14 protein-coding genes and 1 other RNA gene are annotated in these 21,587 nt (G+C 42.0%); 6 read left to right on the top strand and 9 right to left on the bottom strand.

Translation table 11 applies throughout. The features are described 5' to 3' along the window. Positions 1-42: 42 nt before the first annotated feature. From rsmH to FLL46_RS02815, 4 genes are all read right to left on the bottom strand, one after another. Positions 43-972, bottom strand: coding sequence for a 16S rRNA (cytosine(1402)-N(4))-methyltransferase RsmH (gene rsmH, locus FLL46_RS02830; protein ID WP_142891892.1), 930 nt, complete (start codon positions 970-972; stop codon positions 43-45). A 3-nt stretch (positions 973-975) separates the two neighbouring features. Then, positions 976-1,485 carry a division/cell wall cluster transcriptional repressor MraZ gene (gene mraZ / locus FLL46_RS02825; RefSeq protein WP_246119253.1) on the bottom strand — a complete coding sequence of 170 codons (510 nt, stop codon included), beginning with the start codon at positions 1,483-1,485 and terminating at the stop codon, positions 976-978. Positions 1,486-1,822: 337 nt separating this feature from the next. After that, an RNA gene (rnpB, locus tag FLL46_RS02820) (RNase P RNA component class A) lies at positions 1,823-2,216 on the bottom strand. A 39-nt stretch (positions 2,217-2,255) separates the two neighbouring features. Continuing rightward, the gene (locus FLL46_RS02815) at positions 2,256-5,096 is read right to left on the bottom strand and encodes a choice-of-anchor B family protein (protein WP_142891891.1); all 2,841 of its coding nucleotides are present in this window, start codon (positions 5,094-5,096) and stop codon (positions 2,256-2,258) included. Positions 5,097-5,258: 162 nt separating this feature from the next. On the opposite strand from FLL46_RS02815, the gene FLL46_RS02810 reads away from it, so the two are divergent. The 5 genes from FLL46_RS02810 (at position 5,259) to FLL46_RS02790 (ending at position 11,377) form a co-directional block, all read left to right on the top strand. Then, entirely contained in the window at positions 5,259-6,116 is an 858-nt protein-coding gene (locus tag FLL46_RS02810) for an MbnP family copper-binding protein (RefSeq protein ID WP_168204015.1), read from the top strand. After that, a complete protein-coding gene (locus FLL46_RS02805; RefSeq protein WP_142891889.1) occupies positions 6,113-7,258 on the top strand; it encodes an MbnH family di-heme enzyme in 1,146 nt (381 codons plus the stop codon). The genes FLL46_RS02810 and FLL46_RS02805 overlap by 4 nt, the downstream gene beginning before the upstream one ends. A gap of 297 nt (positions 7,259-7,555) precedes the next feature. Beyond that, on the top strand, positions 7,556-9,892 hold the full coding sequence (locus FLL46_RS02800) for an efflux RND transporter permease subunit (protein WP_142891888.1): 2,337 nt from the start codon (positions 7,556-7,558) through the stop codon (positions 9,890-9,892). Further along, positions 9,837-10,631, top strand: a complete 795-nt coding sequence (locus FLL46_RS02795) for an outer membrane lipoprotein-sorting protein (protein WP_142891887.1) — start codon at positions 9,837-9,839, stop codon at positions 10,629-10,631. Before FLL46_RS02800 ends, FLL46_RS02795 begins: the two co-directional genes overlap by 56 nt. Positions 10,632-10,762: 131 nt before the next feature. Further along, positions 10,763-11,377: a TetR/AcrR family transcriptional regulator gene (locus tag FLL46_RS02790; RefSeq protein ID WP_142891886.1), complete on the top strand. Its 615-nt coding sequence runs from the start codon at positions 10,763-10,765 to the stop codon at positions 11,375-11,377. Positions 11,378-11,400: 23 nt separating this feature from the next. Here the strand turns inward: FLL46_RS02790 and FLL46_RS02785 are convergent, their stop codons facing one another. The 5 genes from FLL46_RS02785 to rsmI form a co-directional block, all read right to left on the bottom strand. After that, a complete protein-coding gene (locus FLL46_RS02785) occupies positions 11,401-12,312 on the bottom strand; it encodes an MBL fold metallo-hydrolase (RefSeq protein WP_210418580.1) in 912 nt (303 codons plus the stop codon). A 334-nt stretch (positions 12,313-12,646) separates the two neighbouring features. Continuing rightward, positions 12,647-14,023, bottom strand: a complete 1,377-nt coding sequence (locus FLL46_RS02780; protein WP_142891885.1) for a M16 family metallopeptidase — start codon at positions 14,021-14,023, stop codon at positions 12,647-12,649. After that, positions 14,024-15,373: a M16 family metallopeptidase gene (locus FLL46_RS02775; RefSeq protein WP_210418579.1), complete on the bottom strand. Its 1,350-nt coding sequence runs from the start codon at positions 15,371-15,373 to the stop codon at positions 14,024-14,026. A gap of 117 nt (positions 15,374-15,490) precedes the next feature. Then, positions 15,491-18,304, bottom strand: coding sequence for a putative Ig domain-containing protein (locus tag FLL46_RS02770; protein WP_142891884.1), 2,814 nt, complete (start codon positions 18,302-18,304; stop codon positions 15,491-15,493). 424 nt (positions 18,305-18,728) lie between these two features. Then, positions 18,729-19,613: a 16S rRNA (cytidine(1402)-2'-O)-methyltransferase gene (gene rsmI / locus FLL46_RS02765; RefSeq protein ID WP_142891883.1), complete on the bottom strand. Its 885-nt coding sequence runs from the start codon at positions 19,611-19,613 to the stop codon at positions 18,729-18,731. Between the two features lie 40 nt (positions 19,614-19,653). Here rsmI and FLL46_RS02760 point away from each other — a divergent pair, with 40 nt between their 5' ends. Beyond that, a complete protein-coding gene (locus tag FLL46_RS02760) occupies positions 19,654-21,558 on the top strand; it encodes a penicillin-binding protein activator (RefSeq protein WP_142891882.1) in 1,905 nt (634 codons plus the stop codon). The last annotated feature ends 29 nt before the right edge of the window (positions 21,559-21,587 follow it).

Raw genomic sequence — 21,587 nt, 5'->3', positions numbered from 1 at the left:
ATTTCAGTACTATTCATTTCAGTGCTATCAACTGATTACAAATTAAAGTTTTTCCGCCACTCTCAACACAGCGCTACGTGAGCGGCTATTTAATTCAATCTCTTCGGCAGAAGCTTTAATTGCTTTGCCTATCGCTTTAAATTCCTGATTTAACTCACTTGCCATAACCGGTAGTCCTTTAGGAAAGTTATCCCCTTTAGACTTCTGTTTAATAAATCGCTTTACCATTCTGTCTTCCAAAGAATGAAAACTAATCACAGACAATCTGCCTCCCTTTGCCAAAATTTGTGGCGTAACCTCTAAGGTTTCTTTCAATTCACCCAATTCGTTATTGATAAAAATACGAATTGCCTGAAAACTCCTTGTGGCTGGATGTTTAAACTTGTCTTTTACCGGACAAGCCTCATCCACTATTTTTGCCAGTTGCAATGTTGTATCAATTGACTCGACATCTCTTTTTTCTACGATGGCTCTGGCGATACGAGTAGCAAACTTTTCTTCTCCATACTCTTTTAACACCCGTCTAATATCTTCGACCTCCGCAACGGCTAACCATTCCGCAGCTGATATTCCCTGGCTGGTGTCCATTCGCATATCTAAAGGTCCATCTTTCAAAAAACTAAAGCCTCGTTCCGCTTGATCCAACTGCGGTGAAGAGACACCAAGGTCAAGCAATATTCCGTCTATCATTCCTATCAAGTTTTTCTGTTCTAACAGAGGCACAATAGTGGCGAAATTCTGATGAAAAAATTCAAACCTTGTATCGCTCTGTAACTCCTGGGCTGACTTAGCAGCTTGCGGGTCACGGTCAATCGCTATCAATCGACCATTCTCACCCAATTTTTCTAAAACCAGTCGACTGTGACCGCCTCGACCAAAAGTACCGTCAACGTAAATCCCGTCAGGTTTTACATCTAAGCCGTCGACTGCCTCGTGGAGCAAGACAGTTATATGTTTTTGTGTCTGTTGCATAACTTAGTAGTAGAGGTCAGGTAGTTCTTCAGAATCTAGCTCGTCGCTCGAAAGCACAGCCAGATCTTCTTCTGTCAACTTATTCCATTCAGTTTCATTCCAAAGCTGAAAGGTTTTTCCTTGTCCAATCAACATAACTTCCTTATTTAAACTTGCTCGTTCCCGCAGTACACCTGGGATCAACAGGCGTCCACTGGAATCCATATCAACTTCAGTTGCGTGGGCTAGCATAATTCGCTTTAAGCGTCTGTGGAGAGGTTTTGAGTTGGAGAGAGATTGTAGATCGGCTTCCGTTGATTCCCAGTGTTCCAGCGTAAAAATCAACAAACAGTTATCATAGGGGTCGCAGGTGACAATCATATGTGATTCGCAAGACTCAAGGATGCCGCTACGATACTTTGCCGGTATCGCAATGCGCCCTTTCGAGTCTAGATTTATAGAATTAGCTCCACGAAACACTATAATTATTCCTGCTAACGCGGCAAGTTGATCAGACAAGCCACTATTTTGCACAAAACTACACTTTTCTCCACTTCTGTGCACTATAGGTAGTGATGGCGGGTTTTGTCAAGGGAAATGGGCTATAAAAAACGAGAAATAGTGCTTATATCACAAAGACTTAGCTTAGTTTAAAAGCCCTAACTTTTAGTCACTATTCGAATAAGAAGATATTTCATAAAGTTATATATCAAACTTAAAGTAATACATTAAGTGTTGGGTCAAAGTGGGCTAAATTTTCAGGAATTGAGGTTTTTTGCTGGTTCAGGTGTGTGTTTTTTGTACAGAAATATCGTTTTTTATCTCAAATAGTAAAAAATCGCCCCACCCGTGAGGGTAGAGCGATCTCAAAAATTTGGGTTAACCTGTAAGCCGGATTCTGTCGTGGGCAATCATTCATCTAGGCGTTACGTCACCATAACGCTCAAGCAGCCTACCCGGTTCCAACGCGAGCCACGTCTCAAGAGCCACGATACTACCTTAGCAATATCGCTTGTCTACCGGAACCCTATTTGGCCTTGCTTCGAGTGGGGTTTACCCTGCCACTGATGTTACCATCAGCGCGGTGCGCTCTTACCGACACCTTTTCACCCTTACCTGGTAAACCAGGCGGTATATTTTCTGCGGCACTTTCCGTGGGCTTTAGCCCCCCAGGCGTTACCTGGCACTCTGCTCTGTAAAGTCCGGACTTTCCTCCGCTCGATATTTAATTAAAAACATCAAACAGCGACTGCCCAGTCAACCCAGCGCAATACTACCAAGAAGCCGTCACCGATTCGAGCAAATTATTTCGCAAATAATCTTTTTCTTCGAACCAGCAGCATTGTCACAGCGATCAGGGTTAAACCACCGAAACTTCCCCCTCCACTGCTACTTGCCGGCGGAGTGGGTGGAGGTGGTGGAGCAATGACACTCACCTGAACAGAATCGCTCGACTGAGCCCCTTTACTATCCGTCGCGGTTAGCATGAACTCTAATGTTGCCGCGGCGGAAGGTGCAACAAATGAAGCCTGAGCCTGATCAGCCGAACTGATTGCTACATTTGTACCAGAGGTTTGAGTCCATTGATACGTCAGGGCATCGCCTTCTGCATCCGTGACAGTACTGGTTAACTGAACTGTTTGGCCGGTATTTGCTTGAAAATCTTCTCCAGTTGACACCGCTGGGGCAGTGTTGGAATCATCATCAGCAATGGTCACCGTTAATGACGACTTAGCCCCGAGCGACGCACCTGCAACCGTCGACAAACTTACGGTGAAAGACTCGCTGGATTCCTCGTCAGTATCATTAATGATGTTAACCGTAAAGCTCTTAGGAGTGCTTTCTCCGTCTTGCCAGTTGAGAGTGCCAGAGGTGGTTTCGAAATCTTGCCCAGACATCGCTGTGCCGTTCTGCAACTGATACTCAACGCTTGCCGCTCCCTCAGCACCGCCAACTCGATTCACGTTGACCGTTACCGTGCCGCTGTTTTCTGCAGCGTTGATAGCGGTTTCTTCAAATTCAACCGCCCCGGAATTAGACACACCGTTAACTTTTACTGTTAAATAACTGGTGGTTGATAAACTAACACCGGAAGTTGGATCGTAAAGCCTGATATAAAAAGTTTCACTCGGTTCGCTGCCGGATGGATCACTGGCAATCGTCACATTAAAGCTCTTGTTGCCAGACTCATTTCCGTTCCATTCAAGCGTCCCGCTTGTGGTAGTGAAGTCTGACGCTTTTGTCGCGCTTCCAGAAAGAATTTCGTATTTAACCGATACAGATGTACTTGACGCGTTATTGTTTTGTCGAGAAACATTGATAACTGCATCAGTTCCCTGGTCAACCTCAATTTGAGCAGCGGTAAACCCCAGACTTCCTTGTGTTGTTGATTGGGTTTTGTCACGTAAAACATAAAGTCCACTATTAATATCACTGGCTAAAATGAGCCCGGATGGTAAGTATGGATAGACCCCCCAGGCACCATTAAATGATGCATTATCACTCGATGGAAAAGTATCAAAATAGCCAATCTCCGTTGGATTTGCCGGATCGGTAATATCAAGAATCGTCATACCACGCTCGTAGTTAGACATATAGTAACGGTTACCCCGCACAAAACCGTTATGGTCAATGGCACGCGTTGGTCCCGTCCACTGGCCGACTTTCACCGGACTTCGCAAGTTATCGATCTGGAATATTCTCACTGTAGAATTTAAGCCGCCGCGATTTTCGTCAAACTCGTCGTGCAACAAAATAAATCGTTTATCTTCAGTCACCCAGCCAGAATGAATATATTGATTAGCCAGCGGTACATCGTTGTAACCAATTTCGGATAATTTTCGCGTATCTGTCGGATTAGTAATATCCCAAAGCACCATTTCTTTTTCATTAAAGTCCACAAACACGGTGCAGTTTTGAGTCGCGTTAAAACAATCACTATTCATACGCGAATCGTTAATAAGAACCGAGGCACCATCATGGGTGTACCCGTTGAAACTTGATTGGTTACTTTTTACTTGAATGGTTGTTGGATTGTCTAAAGCATAACTGTGAAATGAGCCAGAAAAATTACTCGCTCCTACTAACTGCAATAAAGGTTCCGCGTCTTCTAATTTAATATTTAAACTATGGTCAACATTACTGATATAAACATTATGAGCATTACCGACACTATTGTTGCGTTCAACTAAAGAGATGCTGTTGGGTAAGTTGTTCAGGTCAATAATCGTTACACCGTCTTGAGCACCGTCAACAGTCACGTAAGCATAGGCCCGCCATAACCGGTTGGTTTCATCAAAGTATTGATACACTTTGATATCACGCCAGGTCGCAGAGCTACCGCTAACGGTGCCGACTTCTACAGGGCTTTCAGGATTACTTAAATCGATAACAGCCGCGCCATTTTGTACTCCCATAATGGCATATTCTTTTCCCGTATTTAGATCAACATGTCCCCAGATATCATTACCCGAATTTGGATTAGAACTGAACGAAGACAATGGAAAGTGAGATACCAGGTCGACATTTTGACAAGGAAAGTTTCCGGCACTTCCATTAACGCAGGCAACATCAGCTTGAGATTTATCGAGTTCATAAAACGCAGTCATTTTCTGCGTCAATGCTTCAGAGGTTTGTTGGCTTTTACCGTCATTGATTATTTTAAATCCTTTTTCTCTTAATGCAGGAGCCATTTCAGCTGGAACGCCGAGTAAAAAAGTTTGGTTAAGATCGGGGCTCTGTGATTGAAAATGATCGAATCGGTTGAATCCGGCAAAAATTGGAACAATCTCACTCTTCAAATAAAATAATTCTTCAGCCGAGGTGACTTGATAACTACCACCAGCAACCAAAACTTTATCTCCTTTATTTGCTCGCTGAACAGCGTAGGAAATTGTCTTACAAGGTCTTAGTGCATTTTCGCAATAACCACTGTCTTTGCCTGTGTTTGAAACATAACGCGCTTTACCATGTTCAGAATGCGCCAGCGCTTGTCCTATGAGAAAAAAAGCAATAATAAGTCCGGTACACCAAACAGTAACTCGTTGCATGTTAACCCCCGTTTTACCGTGTAATTTAATTGATCCGCTTTTCTTTCCCTGACCGCTAACCAGTTTTAATTGCCAATCACTTATTAAATCACGCAAAGGACAATCTAAAAAGTTAAATATTTACTTATTCAACACGAAATCATTAACGTAAACTCGTTTTATGATAAATTAGCTTAAGCTTGATATTATTTTAGCTATTTATATCGCTTCAGCTAATTATACTATTCCGACTTCGACCATAGAGTGAGAGAGCGCAGTTTGTTATCTAAAAAAAGTAACTTTTGTAGCAATGTGAAGGCCATCACATTTTTAGTGGTACAATTCCTGCTGCTTTCGGGTTGTCAAAAAAATCCAGAGTCTTATTCAGTAGATTTTGCCGTTTACTATGGGTCAAAAAAACTGGATTGTAAAACGGTGTTTGAAGGCGAAGATACGTTTGAACATCAAGGACAAGTTTGGCGGCTTTCTCAGTTACAATTTTTTATTCACGATGTTCAGTTAAAAAGCAAAAGCGGTCAATGGCATCAGGCTACTCCGGTTGTCCCGGAAAAATATAGTGACGAAGTTTTTTTGATCGGTAGTGGATGCGGGCAACAACAAAACTGGCAGATAAAATTAACTAGTCTATTGGCAAAAAATGAAATCTCCGGAATCAAATTTATCGTTGGCGTACCACCAGAAATTAACCATAAAAACCCGTTAACACTCGCAGCACCACTTAACCAGCCCGATATGTTTTGGACCTGGCAACTCGGACATAAATTTATTCGTATGGAATTTGCTAACAGTGCTGAAGAATGGATTTTTCATCTTGGTTCAACTGGGTGTCGTTCACCAAGCCCGGTTCGACCACCCAAAGAAGCCTGCAAAAATCCAAACGCACCAAAAGTTGTTTTAAATAATTTTAGCGCGAAACATCACGTTGCTCTCAACATTTCTGCATTTCTTGAAGGCATAGATATGCAAGATAACTCTAATTGCCAATCATCTCTAGATACTCCTGCATGTCAGTTATTATTGCCTCGTGTTGGCATAGCCGTCGCTTCAAATTTGGCAAATTCAAACTCGCCGAAAAATTTGCAAGCAAAACAAAAATTGTTCGAGTCCAGACGATGAAAAAAATAACCAGGTTGGCACTCGGCACTTTCATTTGCTGCTGCTTTGTTTTTGGTTGCGGCCAGGAAAATTTAGAAGTCGAATATAACTGGAATCTACGTCAAGGTTTTCCGTTACCACAAGTGCCGGCAAACAACCCAATGACAAAAGCTAAGGTTGAACTCGGTCGGCATTTGTTTTACGACACGAACCTTTCTTTTAATCAAACTCAATCATGCGCAAGCTGTCATCAACAAAATATGGCGTTTGCGGAAAGTTTATTCACATCGATCGGCTCAACGGGAGAAATACATCGCAGAAACTCTCCCGCACTAGTTAACATAGCCTATAACAAAACCTTAACCTGGGCCCACGACGGTTTGACTAGTATCGAACAACAAATATTGTTACCGATGTTTGGAGAGGAACCCGTTGAATTAGGTATTACTGGTCACGAAAATGAGGTGTTAGCCCGATTTAATACTCAGTCATATTCGAAACTATTTTCTCGTGCTTTCCCCGGTGAAAAAATAAGTTTCGAACTCATCAATAAAGCCCTGTCTAGTTTCGTCAGAAGTTTAATTTCACTTAATTCTCCTTTCGATGTTTATGCTTATGATGGGGATGACTCTGCACTTGATCAATCAGCCATAAACGGGATGACTTTATTTTTTTCAGAAAAATTAGAGTGCCATCATTGTCACGGTGGATTTAATTTTACTCAATCAACCTCACACGAAAAACAATTACTCGACCGACGACCATTTCATAACACAGGACTTTATAATGTTCTTCCTGATGGCGGTTATCCAAAAATTGACACTGGGTTATCGGAAATAACTTTGAACCCTTTAGACGATGGACGCTTTCGCGCACCGACTTTGAGAAATATCGCAATGTCTGCGCCTTACATGCATGATGGTAGTATTGCCACTTTGGAAGATGTCATCGATTTTTACGCTGCCGGTGGAAGAAATATTGATTCCGGCGATCTTAAAGGAGATGGAAGGCAAAACCCCTTAAAAAATTCTTTTGTTAAGGGATTTGAGATTACCGAGCAAGAGAAAAAAGATTTACTCGCATTTCTAAATTCCTTAACCGATCAAACTTTTTTAACGAATCCGGAACACGCGGCTCCAGTTAAAAAGGAGACCGGCGAATAATTTTGACCGGGAGCTAGCCTCCACCTTTTCGGTAAATCATCTAAAAACAAGTTTTTTTATATCAAATAGTGCTCCCATCATATATAGAGAAATTACCTGACAGGTAATTTCTCTATTTAATTAAATAACTTAGCATCTAGTTTCCCTGTATTAGCCTGAAATTTCTATCTTGGAGCAACAATTTAAACTTGCATACATACTAGTTGGTATGTATTATACAGACCAACTAGTCGGTATTACCTAAAACTAACTAACCAAACTGATTTAAATTAATCAAACTCAAAAGAGGAAATAACAATGTCTGCGACATTAGCGAATCTTGTCATTCGTTATCGGTGGTTATTATTGATCCTTGCACTGCTTACTATTGGTGCCGCTGGCTACGGCGGTTCAAAGCTGGGATTCACCACAGATTATCGAGTGTTTTTTGACGAGGGCAATGAGCAATTAGAAGCTTATGAAGCTTTGCAAAATACCTATGAAAAGTCTGATAACGTCCTTTTTGTGCTTAAGCCAAAGCAAGGGGATATTTTTAATAAAGAAACCATCAAAGCAATTCAATGGTTAACCAATGAATCCTGGCAAACCCCCTTCTCTACACGGGTCGATTCGATTGCCAACTACCAACACACTAAAGCAGAAGAAGATGATCTGATTGTTGCTGATCTAGCGGGAGAAGAACTTGAACTCACGCCAACAGAAATTGACTACATCAAAAACGTGGCTTTGAATGAACCTTTGCTGGTTCATCGCCTGGTTTCAGAATCAGGACATGTTGGCGCGGTAAATGTCACCGTTAAGTTGCCTGGCATTGAAATGGATGAAAACAACCGAGTTGCTACATTCTCAGCCGATTTGAAACAACAACTTGAGCAGAAATTTCCACACCTGGAAGTTTACATGACAGGTTTTGTGATGCTGAATGAGGCATTTCAGGTGGCTTCTCAACAAGATATGGCCACCATCGTTCCTCTAATGTTTATGGTTGTTCTACTAACTTTAGGGTTCTTATTAAGAAGCGTGACCGCCACCTTCGCGACTCTGGTAATGATTATCGCCTCAATCGTTACTGCGATGGGAATAACCGGTTGGTTAGGTATCAAGTTAACCCCACCTTCCAGTTCCGCGCCAACGATAATTATGACCATGGCCGTCGCCGATGCAGTTCATGTACTCGTCACCTTTTTACAGCAGTACCATCGCGGACTGAATAAATTTGAAGCGATGAGAGAAAGTTTACGCGTCAATTTTCAACCTATTTTCTTAACCAGTGTCACCACAGTAATTGGTTTCTTAAGTATGAACTTCAGCGAAGTTCCACCATTCCATGACCTGGGGAATATTGTTGCAATGGGTGTTACCGCGGCATTTTTATTTTCTGTGACCTTGCTTCCGGCAATGGTACTCGCTCTCCCCATAAAGCAGAAAATCATTCCAGCAGATAAAGAACAAGGTATGGACAAGTTAGCTAATTTTGTCATCAACAACCGCAAAAATCTTTTGTGGAGCATGACTATTTTTACCTTGGTTACAGTGGCGTTTCTACCGAAAAATGAGCTTAACGATGAGTGGGTTCAATACTTCGATAAGTCAGTCCAATTTAGAACGGACACAGACTTCGTTTTAGAGAATCTAACCGGTCTTTATACTTTGGAGTTTTCTTTGAAAGCCGGTGGTGAAGGTTCTGTTAGCGATCCAAAATTCTTGAAGATGGTTGAGGAGTTTTCTGACATGGCTGAATCACAACCTGAAGTGATTCACGTGAATACTTTTACCGACACCATGTCTCGACTGAACAAAAATATGCACGGAGATAATCCAGAATATTACCGTTTACCACAAGAACGAGAACTGGCAGCTCAATATCTACTTCTGTATGAGATGTCATTACCTTATGGTCTCGATCTGAACAACCAGATTAACGTGAAGAAATCATCTACTCGGGTGGTTGTAACTGCGAAAAACCTGTCAACCAAGGAAACGATTGCTTTGGAAAATCGATTGGGTGCCTGGTTGGTTGTCAATGGCAAAGACTTTGATTTCGACGTCGCCAGCCCGTCGCTAATGTTTGCTCATATTGGCGAGAGAAATATTGTCAGCATGCTTGGCGGTACAGCAATTGCCCTGGTCATGATTTCCATATTGCTAATTTTCGCGATGCGCTCGTTTAAAATGGGATTGGTTTCATTAGTACCTAACCTGGTGCCAGCGATTATTGCCTTTGGAATTTGGGGTATCTTCGTTTCTCAAGTGGGGATGTCTCTTGCGATGGTTGCCGGTATGACGCTGGGTATTGTCGTTGATGATACCGTCCACTTCCTCAGCAAATACCTGAGAGCCCGCGAAGAAAAAGGATTGTCAGCAACAGAAGCTGTTCGCTATGCATTTGCCAATGTGGGCAAGGCGCTGGTTACCACTACGATAGTGTTAGGAGCCGGCTTCAGCGTGATGACTTTTTCAAGCTTTAGTTTAAATTCCGATATGGGTGTGATGACGGCATTAACAATCACCGTCGCACTACTCATCGATTTCCTATTATTACCCGCATTATTATTGACCTATGAGAAGGAGAAACGAAATGTTCAAGAGCCTAACCGTCTTGCTACTGAGTCTAATATCAGTACAGCCAATTAGTGCTTTCGCCCAGACAGCAGCCGAAAAAGGTTTAGCTATCGCAGTTGAGGCCGATAAGAGAGACCTTGGTTGGCAAGATTCGACGGCAGATATGCTAATGATCTTGAGTAATAAACAAGGTGAAAAAAGCGAACGAAAAATCCGCATCAAATCAAAGGAAGTTGGTGGTGAGGATGACGGAGACAAAAGCCTGACCGTTTTTGACAGTCCGAAAGATGTGAAGGGAACGGCATTTTTGTCCTACTCTCACATCGTATCGCCGGATGATCAATGGCTATATTTACCGGCGCTGAAACGTGTGAAGCGGATTTCATCTTCCAATAAATCCGGCCCATTTATGGGGAGTGAGTTTGCGTTCGAAGACTTGAGTTCATTCGAAGTTGGTAAATACACTTACCAGTATCTAAGGGAAGAAGACTTAGGAGAATTAAAAACTTTTGTTATTGAGTATTATCCAACTTATAAGCACTCAGGCTATAAAAAGCTGATATCGTGGATAGATCAAAAGGAATACAGAGTTTTAAAAACGGAATTTTACGATCGAAAAAACGATTTGCTTAAGACGTTGACTTATTCTGATTACCAGCATTATCTCGGAAAATACTGGCGTTCTCATAAAATGTCGATGGTGAATCATCAGTCTGAGAAAACGACTGAACTACTTTGGTCTAACTATCAATTTCGAGTTGGACTTGATGATTCAAGTTTCAATCGTAACAGTTTAAAGCGTATTCGCTAGCGCTTTAAAAGTCGGGATACCTTGCGGCAATGCAGGGTATCCCATAAAATGGTGATTCAGTAGCTTGAAGTTTACACACTAATATTAGCTAACCTGCAATTGCTGGTTAACCTGACACGCAAAAGGCTCAAATGGTACGTAAAAAAAATCCTCAACAAACCCGGCAACAGATTCTGGAAGTCACTGCAGATCTGCTCCACCGTCATGGCTACAAAGGGCTGCGAGTGGATGAGGTTGTTGAAAAAACAGGGCTGACTAAAGGTGCTATTTACCATCACTTTCCCAATAAACAAGCTTTAGGTTATGCCGTTGTTGATGAGCTATTGCACAAAGTATTTCTAGAGCATTGGAACAAATTGCTGGAAACTGAAGCGACTCCACTCGAAATTATTTCTCTATCATTTGAGTGTCCTGATGGCGAAATGAGCGAAGACAATCTGGAAATCGGCTGCCCTCTCACCAACCTTGGCCAGGAAATGTCCTACGATGATGAAGGTTTTCGTTTCAGAATCAATAGCGTTTTCGATAACTGGAGTAATCAGATTGCCGACTTACTACGCAAAGGTATTGAAGACGGCAGTGTCAAACCCGATGTTAACCCAATAAAAACAGCAAGATTTCTGGTGAGTTCATTTCAAGGCATCCAGTGCAATTCAAAATGCACGAAAGACTTAGAGCGATACCATGAAAATGTTGATTACTTACGCTCAATCATCCAAACGCTAGCCAATCCAGTTACCGCTTAGTCTTATAATAACCCCTTCTCTAATTATTTTCCCGAATTATCAGGCCGCCAGGGAAAAGGCCCCATAAACTCGTCGACTAGAATTCGCCATATGTTCATTTCTAACCAATCATCATAACCTACCCAATCTTTATATTTTGGAAGTTTCAAAGTTTTTGGGATTAACATAGGATTGGTTCCTTTGCGCAGATGTTCATAGAATCCAGCTCTTAAATCTTGAAGATATTGCAACTGGGCAACGACCTCTTCTTTACCTCCTGCGGCAAGCGGTGTTTTGTTTTCGTTATGGGAAAAGATTGCCTTATCAAAATTCAGATTTAAAATTTCCTTCAGGCTTCGCTCCCACTCTCTTAAGTTGAAATCTGGAACAACAGAAAAAATAATACGATTTGGGGTAACAATATCAGCAATATAGGCAATTTTAGATTGAGGTAACACAAAGACTGTCATGCCCAAACCATGATTCATGCCAAGATAGTGCAGCTCAACTTTTACTCCGCCTAGCTCAAAATCTTTTCTATTTCCGCTCCACGACTTCTTTGGTGCCACCATATCTTGATACGGGTTAGCGACAATCCACGCCGTTGCTTCGGCGTGCGCAATGGTCATAGCGCCTTCATTCAAAAAAACTTGACCGCCGCTCGCATGATCCCAATGATTGTGACTTTGAAAAGCATACTTAATTGGTTGACTGGTAATATCTTTAATGGCTTTAACCATCGCCTTCGCATGTACAGAATTCATCGTTTCAAACACTATCACACCGTCAGCAGTGACAACGAACATCGAAATATATTCGCCATCAATACTAAATGAATAAATATCTTTTGCGATTTCGAACGCTTTTTTTTCAGTACTTTTCGCCCATGAAAACAAAGAAAATAGCAATAACGTAATGAATAAAAAACTTCTCATTTCCAAAGATTGTAAGCGCATAAATATCTCTCCCTACCTCAATTGACAAAACTAACCTTATTTTCCTTTCCCCTCTCCACTTTGATTTAACTCATTCGAACAAAGCATTCAACAAAACGGAAGACTCTATGAAAAAGTAATAAAAAGTTAAAAATTGATATACAGGTGGTACAGCACGATCTCACTCGGTACATGCTGTAAAGTATAGTTTATCGTTCAGGACTAAGACGAACTAAAATTGTCGCCTCTAAAATGAGCCGACCAGAAAGGCAGAGGTAGTGTTGAAGATACTGAGACTACCAGCACTTAACATGGCGTGGAGTCTCAGTTTATTTGGTATTAAGTGGTAAACCAATTAATAATTAAAGGTCTTAATATTCATTTCTTTAAGCTTTCCGTATGCTTTTGCTTTTTCTCTAATTTCCGACGCTTTCCCAACTAAAACAAACTGCAAATTTTCTTTTGGAAACAGTTGCTTTACCAGTTGATTAGCTTTTTTGACATCAAGAGAATCTACTTTTTGTTGAAAGTCATTGATAATTGAATCACTCAATTTTAATGCCCACATTCTGCCGAGCAAACGTGCCAATTGTTGGCTAGTTTCAAATCGAGGAGGAAACTGGCCTTTTACGTAAGCTTTAGCAGATTTAAGTGTCTCCGCATCAATCCCCTTTTCCCAAAGTTTGTGATAAGTTTTTATCGCCAAGTCAATTGCTTCAAAAGTCGTTTCTGTTTTGGTAAATGTTGAGATAGTAAAACTACCTGCAGTCGAATTATCAGAAAAACCGCTTCGAGCTCCATAAGTAAGTCCGGTATTTGTTCGAAGCTCTTCATTTAACCATGAAGTAAATCTTGCTCCCAAAATTGTATTGATCACCTGTGCCGAGACATAGTCCGGGTGGTTGGCGTTAATGCCTTTCCCGCCGATCATAAATGTGGTTTCATTAGCGTCATCCTTGTCAACTAACCAAACTCCTGACTCAGTTTTATTATTAACTAAAGATAGCACTGAATCTTCAGGCGCTTTTCCACGCCATTGTCCAAACAACTGCTTTAATTGCTTTTTGATTTTCTTGGCATTAAAGTCCCCTACCACAATCAATGCACTGTTATTCGGCGTATAATATTTTTGATAAAAGTCTTTTACATGGCTAATGTTTATCTTTTCTACTGTCGATATATCGCCGGAAACAGGATTACCATAAGGGTGTTCGCCGTAATACATTCTTTGAAATAAATTGCCTACAATATTTCGAGGACTCTCTCTACTTTGAGTCAGCTGGCTGATATAACGCTTTTTGAACTTGGTAAACTCTTCAGCAGAAAAAGTTGGCTTTAACGCAACATCTCGAAAAAGTGTCATCAACTTTTTTTGATCTTTAGCTGCAAATGACATGCTCAGGGTAGACATTTCTGTATCGGTAAATGAAGAAAGTTCAGCACCATGAAATGCTAACAGGTCTTCCACCTCAACTTTTGACAGTTTTCCACTACCGAACATTAATGCTTCACCCGTTATATTGGCTAATCCGAATGCTCCCTGATCATCGACCGCACCAGCTCGAACCGTTAACTGTACGTCGATCAAAGGAACTTCCGATTGTTGCATTAAATAAATTTGTAGTCCGTTGTCCAGTTTCAAAGATTGATATTCAGGAATCTTAAACGCGGCAGAAACCAGCGGACTTATTAATGTAAGAATAATACTGATACCTAAAGTAATAATTTTCATTTATAAATCCTCTTCCTGACTATCTTCTTCTGCTGCGAGTATACCCACAGTTCGATTTTTCTTTCGTAAATAAGTTGAGGCGACTCTCTTAATATCTTCAACTGTTACGTTTTGCATATCCTCAACCGCACTAAATAATTTACTGTAATCACCAAAGTACAAGGCATAAGTTCCTAATGTATTGGCTTTACCATTAATCGTTGAAATTGTTCGGTAAAAATTCACCTGGGCTTTGTTTTTTTCCTTTTCAAGCTCGCCTTGCGTTACTCCCTCTTTAATGACTTTATTAATTTCCTTTACCACGGCTTTTTCTAGCTTTTCTGCAGAAACATCTTTTGCAGCGACTGCATAAACATAGAATAGATTTGGGTCAAAAGATTTTGGAAAATAAGTAAAGATGCTGGTCGCCAACTGTTGCTCATCAATTAATGAACGAATAAGTCTGGAGCTGTCTCCGTTACCCAAAATGTTAGATAGCATTTCAAGTGGATAATAATCATCACTTGAAGTTGCAGGAACATGATAAGCCAACATTATATTTGGCGATGTCACACTAGACTTTTGAACATAGACTCGTCGTTCACCTCTTTGCTCAGGTTCAACAGTTCTTACTTTTTGCGGCGCAGGTTGAGCGGGAATCGGTTCCCAATATTTTTTCGCGAGCTTTTTAACTTGAGACAATTTTACATCGCCCGCAATCACCACAAATGCATTATTCGGCGCATAATAAGTCCGGTGAAAGTCTTTCAGATCTTGCAGTGTCCAACTATCGATATCCGACTGATGGCCAATGACCGACCAACTGTATGGATGCGCACGAAATGCAGCACCTTTAACTTCTTCCATTATCATCCGAACATTGGAATTCTCTAAACCGGTAGAGCGCTCAGATGTCACCACTCCCCGCTCACTTTCAACCATTTTCTCGTCAATTGCTAAGTGTTGAATGCGATCAGCCTCAAGATCAAACATAACTTCAATCGAGTCTGAAGGAAACCAGTTGGTGTATACAGTCAAATTCTCCGTCGTGTAAGCATTGTTGGCACCGCCATTGGCTTCCATTACTTTGTCAAATTGTTTGGGCCCATATTTCTTAGCACCGTTAAACATCATGTGCTCAAAAAAATGGGAAAGACCGGTAATTCCCGGAACCTCATTTCGTGAACCAACTTTCCAGAAAAGATACATGTTTGCGTTGGGAATAGATTGATCTTCCACAACCAGGATTGTCATTCCGTTACTCAGCGTAAAAGATTTGACATCGCTTTTACGGGTAGCCGCATTAACTTCAGCCATCGACATGAAAACCATGACGAGGCAGAAACTAATCAATAGTAAAGTTTGTTTCACGAGAATACTCCCAAAATTGTTAACAGAACTACATTAATCACAATCGTTTATTGGTGAAAGTTGATTTATTCTTATTCTGTTTCGGTTTTTGAATTTTTTTGCGTTCAATCAAGATGGCTAGCGCGAATGTGTTCGCATTCGCATCATAGCAGTTAAAACGAATAACAGAAAATGTATACTGCCACCGCCCCCAGAGCTTGAACTTTGCGTTGCACTCACAGTAATAGAGAGTGCGCTAGTTGTTTCAAGTTGTCCGTCAGTGGCAATTAACGTCACGGTAAAAGTGCCTTTCATGCTAGTCGCGCCAGATATCACTCCTTCAGAACCTAGCAAAAGTCCAGCCGGTAAACCATCAGCAGAGTAAGTCAATACATCATCATTTTGATCATCAAAATAGCCAGATACATCATGACTTATTGTCTCATTTTGATTAAGGGATAAGCCAGGAGACGATTGTAAGGTTAGCGGCGGGTAGTTGGTGACATCGTTTAATTGTGCCTTGAAAGCACCACGGCCGTATGTGAAGACAAACAAATGTGACGCCAGATCGAAACGATTATAAACCAGTTTTTCTGCCGGCACGTTGGGTAATCCAGTTGTTAACGGCTGCCACTCGGCGCCATTATTTTCGCTCACATAAACCCCGATGTCTGTTGCCACATATAAAGTGTTAGTATCATGGGGAGCGACGATTATATCGTGAGCGGGCAAGTCCGGTAGCCCACTACTGCCAGGCTGATCAATTGCTTGCCAACTTACGCCAGCATCATTGCTCATCCAGGCGTGAAGTTCACCAAAAGTCGATACAGTTGCAACGACTTTTTGCGGATTATTTCGGTCAAAGTTAATCGCAGAAATATATCCATCTGCAATCTTAATTTTTTCCATCGCAAAATTTTCTGATCCAGTGAGCGCGGCAGTGTGCCTAAAAATATGCCCATCGGTTCCACCAAGAATAACCAGGTTAGAATTTCCAGGTTGCACCGCGACCGCTGAAAGGCCGTCGATAAAATTCATTGGATATTCATCGCTACTAGCCTTCACCCAACTCTGACCACTATTTTCTCCTCGCCACAATGCCAGTCCTGCGAGCCACAATCGGGTATTATCATTAGCGTCTAGTGTGAACGGAGTAATAAACAGTCCGGGCTGATCGAAACTACCACCAATATTAGTGACTTGATTTTCACCAGTTTGAATTTTTATTCTGGCCAAGTTTGCATATTGTGACGAAACATAAACGGTTGACGAATCTTTCGGGTCAATCGCAGAATAAGAACCATCGCCACCCAAGATTTCTTCCCAATCGCCACTAGCTGAGCGCCACAAAGAACCATTGTCTTGTGAACCACCAATGATAGTTTTCCCGTCTCTCGAAACTGATCCATGATAAAACTGGGTTACCGCATAATGATTATTGAGCGTTTGCCAGTTAACCATGCTAGTGTTTGGATTACAGTTATCGCTTGCCAAAATATCTGTGGAATTCGATGTCTGCCAAATACCACCATCGTTAGTGGCAAACAGGCGACGTTCGGTCACACCATCATAATCAGGGTGGTAAACTAACAAGTGGTGATCGCCGTGAATATAACTTGGCCTATCTTCAGTCGCCCACCAAAATGATCCCAGGCTAAAGTTTTCGCCCGCATCATCCGAACGCCACAAATCAAGACCACCAACCCAGATGCGATTTTCATCGGTAGGGTCAACGGTTAACAGATTATAATACCAACCTCCCCCTGCCAGTCGTCCATCTTGATACTGACCGGTATTGGTACAATCAAATACGTAATTAGTAGTTGATAACAGTGCTCTGTTATTAACATTAGCGGAACTCGTACTAGCAACCTGCTCCCAACTATCACCACCATCGTTTGAGCGATAAAGCCCATTTAATCCATAAGGGTAAGGTCCAAATTGGTTTTGAGCAGATAGCGCATATACTCTGGCTGGATTCGATGGAGAATACGCGATTGTAGTGCGTCCTTGAAATTCTTCTTCGATCACAATACGCCAGGAGTCCCCATTGTCGTCACTTTTGTAAACGGCTGAATCTTCAAAACTTCCGCAGGAAACCAATAAACGATTAGGATTACTGGCTGGCTGGATTTCAATTTCATGACATCCACCGGTGCGATCCTTCTGCTCGAGCTGCAATTGCCAAGTGTCGCCACTATTACTCGAACGCCATAAGCCCCGTTCTGTTGCGGCAAATAATGTTCCGTCCCCGGCCGCTCTTATTTTGTTAACAAATCTAAAGTCAGGATTGTTCAGGGTAAATGAAATGGCTTCCCAGGTTTGGCCATCGTTGATAGAGCGGTAGATTCCATTTCCTTCAACACCTCGACTTCGTACAATTGGTCGGCCGACATAGACACCTTCTCCGGTCCCAGCAAACACAACATTGGGAGATGTAGGCATTATGGCCAAGGTGACCACGGCAATATTTTCAAGATCGTCTGAAATAGGCGTCCATAAGGCTCCGCCATTAACGGACTTCCAGACACCACCGGAAACGCCGCCCGCGTATATAATGTCTGGATTATCAGGGTGAAATTCGAGACTTCGCGTTCGTCCTCCAACAAAGTCAGGCCCCAGAGATTCCCAAGGTTCAGCCGTAAACGCTCGATGAACTTTAAAAAATTCACGCTTTTGTTTTATCGCGTCAACATAGTTATGGGAATAATTCAGTTGAGTCAGATGGTCTTTAGTGCGTGGAAACCTTTTATTCGCCAGGTAAGCACCGGCTCCTGATGGAGACTTTTCCAGGAAACGGTTTTTTCGTTGTTTTTTGTCGTGGCTTAAACGTAACTTTTCTGCTTGCAGCTCCTTCTGACTCAAAGGCATACTTTGAAATACGAAAAGCGGCAAGCCTGCAGCTAAAACGCAACAGAACAACATTATTAGAAGCAATGATTTCAATTTCATCAGTGTTTCTTTACTCTTCTTTATTAATCGCCACGATTATTAACCGTTAAAATCGCTAGTCATGTACCGTCACTGAGAGCATTTTTGCTAACAGTGCTATCATTAAATCTGGGCTTTTCAAATTCAAACATTTCAAACCCAAATATTTCGTGAGTGCCTACTACCAATATCCGCCTTAGTGTACAGTTATAGGAATACTTATTTTCAATCAAACCAATACTCAATTGAAAGGTTGATCTCCTATCTTAGAGTGCCAGATTTTAAAAGAAAAGTTCTAGCGACACTTTTTATACACTTTTGGTAATAATTACGCTCATCTTTCTGTGCTTTACAAGCGCCACTTCTAGTAATTGTTCCAACCTCAAATTGACGCCAAAACCCTAAATAAGCACGGTAAATCCTTGGAATGCAATTGGTCTGGCTTTTAACGCTGGTTAGACAATAAAAACTGATATATCTGGTTTTTTTTATCGCCGAACATTTCGGCAGTTACCTTCGCCGCTTGCTTAATCGGCAAATATTCAATCAGCTTAGTAGCCAACTCTTGTGACTCGACTGATAAAGCTTCATTCGCTTTCGCTGCACCTCTCAGCATGACAACAAACTCTCCACGACATTGATTCGGATCGTCATCAAGGATTTGTGATACTTCGCTCAATTCACCATCTAGAAAGGTCTCGAAAGTCTTAGTCAGCTCACGCGCAATTACTACGTGTCGGTCGCTACCAAATACCTGTTGCATATCTGAGAGGCTCGCTTTGATGCGATGTGACGATTCGTAGAAAATAATCGTGCCAGATTCCTTGAGCAAATTTTTCAGGTAAGTAAGCCTCGCCCCCTGTTTCGCAGGCAAAAAACCTTCAAATATAAAGCGGTCGCTCGGTAACCCGGCGGCGGATAGAGCGGTGATCAACGCGCAAGGGCCGGGTATCGGCACTACTTTTAGCCCTTTGGCTCTAAGTTCAGTGACCAGAGGATAACCCGGGTCGCTTATTAACGGTGTACCAGCATCGGAAATCAAAGCGATTGACTCTCCTTCACTGAGTTGCTGAACTATATAATCTAATTTTTGTCTTTCGTTATGTTCATGTAACGAAAAGCATGGTTTGTTCACACCGATATGGGATAATAGTTGCCTTGCTCGACGCGTGTCTTCCGCGGCCACTCGAGAAACCATGGCTAGAATTTCACGCATACGATCACTAATATCACCAAGATTTCCAATTGGCGTGGCAACAACATACAATACGCCCTGTGATTCAATACCTGAAGATTGACTGGCCGGCTGGTAAGATTGGTTAGAGTTCATGGTCGCCTTGACGAGAAATGATTGGAGTTTTTAACGGATAATGAATAATTTTATCAATCAAAGCAACAAATTACTGAGTTTCGCGCTGATAGTCCTATTATTGCAGGGCTGCGGCCCCCAAACTCGACAGTCTTCTTTAAGTTCAGCCTCAAACCAGCAAAATCTTGAATACTTGTTAAAACAGGCACAAAAAGCTGACCCCGATAGAAAAAGTGCGCTTTTGGTACAAGCTTCCGGTTTACTTGTGCTTGAACGACGCTTTGAAAAATCTCAGGAGCTTTTAATCCGGGTCAATCAACAACTACTGACTCCAGACCAGATGGACGACTTCCATCTCTACTATGGCGAAACACTGCTCGGCCTGGAGGCAAACGAAGCCTCGCTAAACCAACTAAAAACAATTGTATCGCCCACGGCAAAACCTATTCATTGGCAGCTACGCTATGCCCAGAGCCTGTCAGATAGCTATCTGGCAAATGGTAATTATTTTGAAGCGGCAAAACTTAGAATAGAGTTAGACGACTTAATTGATGACGCAGAGGTTTTAAGAGCCAATAACGAGAAAATCTGGCAGGCATTGAGTGAAATTGAAACTGATTTCTTGCAACAACTCATTACGGATTTTAATAGTCAGAGGATGAATGGTTGGCTGGAAATCGTGTACATTAATAAGCGTTGGGGTTACCACCCTCAGAAGCTGCTCAGTGAAATTGACACCTGGAAAAAACGCTACCCGCTTCACCCGTCACAAGTTAACCAACCAGCAACACTACAGAAAGCGGTGGCTGCTGAAGAATACAAACCACAAAGAATTGCAGTGCTTTTGCCGCTCAGCGGGAAAAACGCCAGCATTGGTATGATGATCCAGGACGGTATAATCGCGGCTCACTATCAATCAGATTCGGCTAACGTAGCGCCCAAGTTAAGTTTCTATGACACGGCTCGCTCGTTATCAGCACTAACGCCCTATCAACAGGCAATCGATGATGGTGCGGACTTCGTTCTCGGACCTTTAACCAAAGAGTCCCTTGAGACAGTGCTTAACCAAGAGTCACTTCCTGTTCCGATGCTCGCCCTCAATCGAATGGAAGAACAAAGATATAACCATCCTCAAGTTTTTCAGTTCGGTTTACCGGTTGAAGACGAAGCGATCCAGTCAGCTCATCGCGCGTTTGAAAAAGGCTACCGTAAAGCGATTGCATTTTTACCGGACAACACTGTTGGAAAAAGAGCCGAAGAAACTTTTAGAGAATATTTTGAGCAAATGGGTGGCGAATTAGTTGAAGTTCAGAAATATAAAGATGCCAAGTCACTGAAAACTGAAGTACAACATTTACTCGGCGTGGACAGCAGTATGCGTCGCAAAAAATCTTTACAACAATTGCTCGGCAGAAACCTTGAATTTGAAATGCGCCGTCGACAGGACGCTGATTTTATTTTCATGATTGCCAGTCCGGCAATGGGGCGCATGATTAAACCTTTTATCAACTTTTACTATGCCCATGACCTGCCGGTTATCGCAACCTCTATGGTTTATTCCGGTAAGAAGAAACCACAAACTGATATTGATCTTAATGGTATTGAATTTCCTGATATTCCACTACTTCTTAGCGAGTTACCAGACTTTGAACAAACTCGAACTGTGCTAAAGGAAACTCAACCGCAGGCACTCGATGCTCGTGGTCGCTTTTTTGCACTGGGCTTTGACAGTTATCGAATTCTTAATCAACTGGCGATTTTGAAAGCATTTCCTGAATATCGTTGGAACGGCCTCGCCGGTGAGCTCGCGGTTGACGAATTAGGGCTGGTTCATCGTTTTCTAACCTGGGCTCAGTTTAACCGTGGCATTCCAAACGTCACCAAAGAACGTGAAATAAAACAACTCGAAACCCAAGCGAATATCGAACAAGATAAGCTGGAACCTCAGTCTTCCAATATCAATTAGACATGATGAATTAAGAGAGTTAGGACTGG

It is taken from the genome of Aliikangiella coralliicola (assembly GCF_007004725.1).
Lineage (GTDB): Bacteria > Pseudomonadota > Gammaproteobacteria > Enterobacterales > Kangiellaceae > Aliikangiella > Aliikangiella coralliicola.
The sequence above is the reverse complement of the archived record's forward strand: the minus strand, read 5'-3'. Positions and strand labels throughout refer to the sequence as shown.

Coding starts and splice junctions, on each gene's coding strand:
- FLL46_RS02805 (WP_142891889.1), top strand. CDS start 6,113: ATGAAAAAAATAACCAGGTTGGCACTCGGCACTTTCATTTGCTGCTGC.
- FLL46_RS02790 (WP_142891886.1), top strand. CDS start 10,763: ATGGTACGTAAAAAAAATCCTCAACAAACCCGGCAACAGATTCTGGAA.
- FLL46_RS02760 (WP_142891882.1), top strand. CDS start 19,654: ATGAATAATTTTATCAATCAAAGCAACAAATTACTGAGTTTCGCGCTG.
- FLL46_RS02795 (WP_142891887.1), top strand. CDS start 9,837: ATGTTCAAGAGCCTAACCGTCTTGCTACTGAGTCTAATATCAGTACAG.
- FLL46_RS02770 (WP_142891884.1), bottom strand. CDS start 18,304: ATGAAATTGAAATCATTGCTTCTAATAATGTTGTTCTGTTGCGTTTTA.
- rsmI (WP_142891883.1), bottom strand. CDS start 19,613: ATGAACTCTAACCAATCTTACCAGCCGGCCAGTCAATCTTCAGGTATT.
- rsmH (WP_142891892.1), bottom strand. CDS start 972: ATGCAACAGACACAAAAACATATAACTGTCTTGCTCCACGAGGCAGTC.
- FLL46_RS02800 (WP_142891888.1), top strand. CDS start 7,556: ATGTCTGCGACATTAGCGAATCTTGTCATTCGTTATCGGTGGTTATTA.
- FLL46_RS02785 (WP_210418580.1), bottom strand. CDS start 12,312: ATGCGCTTACAATCTTTGGAAATGAGAAGTTTTTTATTCATTACGTTA.
- FLL46_RS02780 (WP_142891885.1), bottom strand. CDS start 14,023: ATGAAAATTATTACTTTAGGTATCAGTATTATTCTTACATTAATAAGT.